Source organism: Mesorhizobium sp. M7A.F.Ca.AU.002.02.1.1 (genome assembly GCF_003998535.1).
Taxonomy (GTDB): Bacteria; Pseudomonadota; Alphaproteobacteria; order Rhizobiales; family Rhizobiaceae; genus Mesorhizobium; species Mesorhizobium ciceri.
This window is the reverse complement of sequence record NZ_RZPB01000562.1, coordinates 1-4034: the sequence shown is the minus strand read 5'-3', so window position 1 is coordinate 4034 and position 4034 is coordinate 1. Positions and strand designations below refer to the sequence as shown.

Sequence of the window (4034 nt, the reverse complement as noted above, 5' to 3'; positions counted from 1 at the left end):
GCATTGTAGATGGTGCGGTCGAGAAGACTCGAACCCAGTGGCTCGACATGCCGTCGGGCGATTGTTTCTCGTTCGCCGAAGACGACGGCATGATCGAAACCATGGTCGATCTCGGTGAGCCCGTCAAAGAAGGCTCGGTGCTGGCGCGCATTCATTCCACCGGCCGCACCGGCGTCGCTCCGCAGGAGATCCGGGCAAAAATGTCGGGCATGCTTGCGGCGCGGCATTTCCCCGGGCTGGTTAAGGCCGGCGACTGCGCGGCGGTGGTGGCTGTGCACGTCTGAGCGGCTCCGCCGGGGCCTGCTCCACCCGGTTCGGGTCCATCGTCACTTGTTCTGCGTCCGTCGCGGAGCCCTTCGGCGCGGCGGAAAGAAGCAGGATAGCGGGCGGAGTCGACATTGCAGGAGGATGTCACTATATAGCGGCGGCTTCGACCCGCGCGCCCGAGGGCAGCACCTCGAAGCAACTGTGAATGTGTAGTGTTTTGCGCCATCTATTGTGACGGAAATCGGCTCGGAAACCGGAAAAAAGCAAATAGAAACAGTGGCGCAGCGCTGGGTGTGACCCAGCCAACGGTACCGACCCCTCCAGAATCAGAAAATGCCCTTGACCCCTCGATTTCCTATGGCTCTGTGGACCTTGGACGGCATTGGCTTGCCGGCTGACCGCGACTCGGCTGGAATGGGGACATGCATCCTTTGCGGGATGTCGACGTTTATGATTACCAACCGGCTTTGCCGCCAGGGAACAGCAGTATGAGCGAACACGCCATCGAATTCTTGCGGGGATGGATCGGCGAAAAGGTCCATTGCCAATCCTCCCAGGCAAGGATCGACAAGCAGGCCGAAACCTTGGCCAAGGAGTGCGCCGCCGAGGCGGCCGAGGTCGGCATTCCGCTGGAGGATATCCAGGAAGAAGTCGGCGATATCCAGGAACTTATCGCATCCCGGCTTGAGGAAGCGGCCGAGGCCGAAGAAAGCCAGCAGGCCCCCAGAAAAGCCGCGGAATGATCAAAGCCGCCGAATGATCGCATAGCGGCGACATTGTTGCAGCGCGGGCTTCTGGCCCGCGTTTTTGTCTTCAGCCAAAGGTCTCCTTCAGCCACGTCTTCGGCAGCGCCGGCACGAAATTCCCGTCCCGTCCGGTCATATCGTCATTGGCAACCAGCGCGTTGAGGATTGCTTCCTCTACGGTCTGGATCACCGCATCGAAAAACGGATCGATGTCGGTATCGGGAATAAAATCGGCACTGGCGATGCGGCCGGATGGCGCCCGCGCGGCGCTCGCATTGGCGGTCGAGAAGGCGATGAAAATGTCGCCTGAACTGTGATACCCGAAGCCTCCGGTCATGGCGACGCCAAGCGGCACCCGTCGGGCCAGCCGCTTCATCTGATGCGGCAGGAACGGTGCGTCGGTGGCGATGACGGCGATGATCGAACCCTTTTCGGCGCGCGGTGTGCCTTCGCGGACAGCCGGTTCGACGAGTTGCGGCCCGGCGCGCAGGCCGCGAATGGTTATATTGCGCCGTTTGCCAAAATTGGACTGCACGAAGGCGCCGACCGTATAGGCACGGCCGTGCCATTCGACGATGCGCGATGCCGTGCCGGAGCCGGCCTTGAAGCCGAAGGTGATCATGCCGGTGCCGCCGCCGACGCTGCCTTCCTCGATCGGTCCGCCGGCGGCACCGTCGAGGGCCTGCGCAACATGCTCCGACGTCAAATGGTGGCCGTTGATGTCGTTGAGGAAGCCGTCATAGGTCTCCGCCGCCACCGGCAGTCCCCAGCCGCTGTCGAGCGCCGCCGGCAGCACGCTTTGCATCCAGCGCAGCGTGCCGTCGCGGGAAACACCGCAGGAATGCGTGTTGGTGATGGTGATCGGGAAGTTGAAAGCGCCGGTTTCCTCGACGATGTGCGAGCCGGTCAGTTCGCCGTTTCCGTTCTGGCTGAAGATCCCGGCGAAGACCGGGTTGGCGAGGTCGGCAAGCGGCCTGGGCAGGATCGCGGTCACGCCGGTGCGCACCGGTCCCTTGCCGACGACAAGCGCGCCATCGCCCGAGATCAGCGTCGCATAGCCGACCGCGACGCCGGGCACATCGGTGATCGCGTTGAACGGTCCAGGCCGTCCGTCGAAGCCGATGCCGAAATTTCGCGCGCGCGGTTTGCCTGAGGGCGTTGCCAGATGATGCGGATTGTCGGTCATGGTGTCAGAATAGGGATCCCTGATTGCCAGGCTCTTTGGCCTTGGCCGCCGGCTTGGCCACGGCTTTCGGTTTTGCCGTGCCGCTGATTGCCACCGCATCGGCGGTCCCGTCGGCGAACTCGAGCGAAAGCGCCATTCCCGACGCCACGTCGGCAGCCTGCTTGACGACGGTGCCATCCGCATCTCTCACCAGCGCAAAGCCGCGGGCCAGGACGGCCTTGTGCGACAGCGACGCCATCAACCTGTCGGCCTGGACGATGCGGCCGCGCAGGCGCTCCAGCCTGAGCACCACTGCTTGCGTGCCGCGTCTTGTCAAAGCTGTCAGCAAATCCCTCTGCACGCGTTGCCGCCGTGCCGTCGGCTCGATCGTGATGCGGCCTTGCAGCATGGCCAGTTGCTGCTTGTGCCGCTGCAGCGATGCCCTGGCACATTTTGGCAATTGATCCGCCGCCCGGTTAAGCTCCGCACGCCGGGCTCTTGCCATCGCACGCAGTGCCCCTTGTGCTCGCAAAAGATTGCGTTCGTTGGTGCGCCGGGCCTCTGCAATGCGCTGCGACAGCATTGCCGGTGTCAGTTTCACGGCAAAAAACCTTGCACGCTTGCGTTCGGTGGAGACCAACAGGCCCCGGCCCAGCCTGGATGTCGCCTCATCGAGGCGCCGGCGCGGCAGCGCCAGCAATTGATCGGGCGAGGGCAGAGCCCGGGCGGCGGCACGGGCGGCCTGCCGCTTGCGCTCGAAATTGCGCAGCACCGCCGCTTTCAGCCGCGCACCGAGGCTGGCAAGCGTTGCTTCGAGGTCGGCCTTCACCGGCACGGCGATTTCGGCCGCGCCTGTCGGTGTCGGCGCTCGCACGTCGGCAACGAGGTCGATCAGCGTCCAATCGGTCTCGTGGCCGACAGCCGAGATCACCGGAATGCCGGAAGCGGCAACCGCGCGGGCGAGCGCCTCGTCGTTGAACCCCCAGAGGTCTTCGAGGCTGCCGCCGCCACGCGCAACGATCAACAGATCGGGCCGCTGGATGGCGCCATCCCATGCCAGCGCGTTGAAGCCGTTGACCGCGGCAGTCACTTCCGCGCCTGACGTCTCGCCTTGCACGCGCACCGGCCAGACCAGGACATGCAGCGGAAAGCGGTCCTTGATGCGGTGGATGATGTCGCGGATGACGGACCCTGTCGGCGAGGTGACGACGCCGATGACGCACGGCATGAACGGCAGCAGCCGCTTGCGACCGGTGTCGAACAGCCCCTCGGCCTGCAGCCGCCGCTTGCGCTCCTCCAGCAGCGCCATCAGGGCGCCGGCGCCAGCCGGCTCCAGATTGTCGATGACGATCTGGTAGTTGGATTTGCCGGGATAGGTGGTGAGCTTGCCGGTGGCGATCACCTCCATGCCCTCTTCGGGACGGAACTTCAGCCGGCTCATCGTGCCTTTCCACACCACGGCGTCGAGCCGCGCGCGGTCGTCCTTCAGCGCGAAATAGGCATGACCTGAGGAATGCGGCCCGCGATAGCCTGATATCTCGCCACGCACCCGCACATTGCCGAAAACGTCCTCGACCGTGCGCTTCAGCGCGCCGGAAATCTCGCTCACCGTATATTCGGCGGCGTTGGTGCGTGATTCGGATGCTACTTCGCTCATCCGTCGATTGGGGAACGGTTGGGCGCCCGCGTCAAGGCGGTTGCGTCGGGCCAGCCGTTCATAACCCGCACACCTGGCCCTGCCTACCAGCCGGGCAGGATCTGGTTCGGCTTGGTTCGCCGCAGCTTGGTGAAGGCGAGCGCTGCGAAATCGAACGTTCCGGGGTCTTCGCCGACCGGCACCGAGATGTTGTCCAGGC

At 64.4% G+C, this 4034-nt stretch carries 4 protein-coding genes; 2 read left to right on the top strand and 2 right to left on the bottom strand.

The genetic code is table 11. The features are described 5' to 3' along the window. Positions 1–284: succinylglutamate desuccinylase/aspartoacylase family protein (locus tag EN879_RS26740; protein WP_206521009.1), on the top strand; the 284-nt coding region annotated here is incomplete at its 5' end. A 414-nt stretch (positions 285–698) separates the two neighbouring features. Continuing rightward, complete coding sequence (locus tag EN879_RS26735; protein WP_224675447.1) at positions 699–1010, top strand: hypothetical protein; 312 nt, start codon at positions 699–701, stop codon at positions 1008–1010. A gap of 70 nt (positions 1011–1080) precedes the next feature. On the opposite strand, the gene EN879_RS26730 is transcribed toward EN879_RS26735, so the two are convergent. Both EN879_RS26730 and xseA read right to left on the bottom strand, forming a co-directional pair. Then, positions 1081–2199, bottom strand: a complete 1119-nt coding sequence (locus tag EN879_RS26730) for a P1 family peptidase (RefSeq protein WP_063170123.1) — start codon at positions 2197–2199, stop codon at positions 1081–1083. Positions 2200–2203: 4 nt separating this feature from the next. Next, positions 2204–3835, bottom strand: a complete 1632-nt coding sequence (xseA, locus tag EN879_RS26725; RefSeq protein WP_063170124.1) for an exodeoxyribonuclease VII large subunit — start codon at positions 3833–3835, stop codon at positions 2204–2206. Between the last annotated feature and the right edge of the window lie 199 nt (positions 3836–4034).

What these genes read in the sequence shown, in the direction of transcription:
- EN879_RS26730 (WP_063170123.1), bottom strand. Translation starts at nt 2,199, where the DNA reads ATGACCGACAATCCGCATCATCTGGCAACGCCCTCAGGCAAACCGCGC.
- xseA (WP_063170124.1), bottom strand. Translation starts at nt 3,835, where the DNA reads ATGAGCGAAGTAGCATCCGAATCACGCACCAACGCCGCCGAATATACG.